Genomic DNA, 1,108 nt, shown 5'->3' with positions numbered 1-1,108 from the left:
CAGCCCTTTCAAGGTCTTCGTTTAGAATCCCCTAAAACTCCAGTCAGGGTGACGAAAACGATGTGGGCAGAAGTTCTAGCGCGGTTTGAAAAAAAGACACCGGCCAGTGTCATGACGAAATTGATACTGGAGCAGGCTGTTCCTGCCGAATGGGTKGATCAGGTGTTTGAAGAACACCGTCAACGCCARTACCCGCGTGAGCTGTTGTTTTCGACCATCGTTGAGCTGATGTCCCTTGTTTCATTGGGTTTGCGCCCGTCTTTGCATGCCGCTGCCCGGCAAATGGAGGGGCTGCCGGTTACSTTGGCGGCGCTCTATGACAAGGTCAGCCGCACAGAGCCCGCGTTGCTGCGGGCGTTGGTTRCAGGAAGCGCCGAGCGCTTGGCTCCGACGATARAAGAGTTGGGCTGTTCAGCCATTTTGCCTGGCTGGCAGCTGCGCATTGTCGACGGCAACCACCTGCCTTCTACTGAAAAACGCTTGGGGGCTTTGCGGCGTGAGCGAGGTGCGGCGCGACCAGGGTTTTCAGTMGTGGTCTACGACCCGGACCTSGATCAGATCGTCGACTTGCAGCCATGCGAGGATGCCTACGCSAGTGAGCGCGTCAGCGTGCTGCCGCTGTTGGCCCGCGCYACTAAGGGCCAGCTRTGGATGGCCGATCGGTTGTACTGCACGCTGCCCGTCATGCAAGCCTGCGAGGACGCGGGGGCTTCKTTCATTATTCGCCAGCAAAGCAAACATCCACGGTTGATTGAGGAAGGCGGCTGGCAAGAATCTGTGGCCATCGAATCCGSAACGGTGMGCGAGCARATCATCGAACTCAAAGGTGGTCACCGCTGGCGCCGAGTTGAACTGAACCTACAGACCCCTACTGACTCAGGTGACACGGTGATGTGGTTCTGGAGCAACTTGCCCGACACCGTCAGCGCCGGGCAGATCGCCGAGTTATACCGTCGTCGCTGGAGTATCGAAGGGATGTTCCAGCGCCTGGAGTCGGTGCTGGACAGTGAAATCGAAAGCCTTGGCGCTCCGCGGGCGGCGTTGCTGGGATTTGCTTCAGCGATCCTGGCCTACAACGTCCTGGCAGTGCTCAAGCGCAGCGTGGAAC

Annotated in this window: 1 protein-coding gene; it reads left to right on the top strand. The window is 58.5% G+C overall.

Going from position 1 to position 1,108, the window contains the following annotated elements; translation table 11 throughout:
- Positions 1-111 precede the first annotated feature (111 nt).
- Positions 112-1,108: IS4 family transposase (locus AC1DU9_RS29815; protein ID WP_477811272.1), on the top strand; the 997-nt coding region annotated here is incomplete at its 3' end.

Source organism: Pseudomonas sp. P4_C1 (assembly GCF_056402155.1).
Note: the sequence above shows the minus strand (reverse complement) of the source record. Positions and strands in the feature narration are given on the sequence as shown.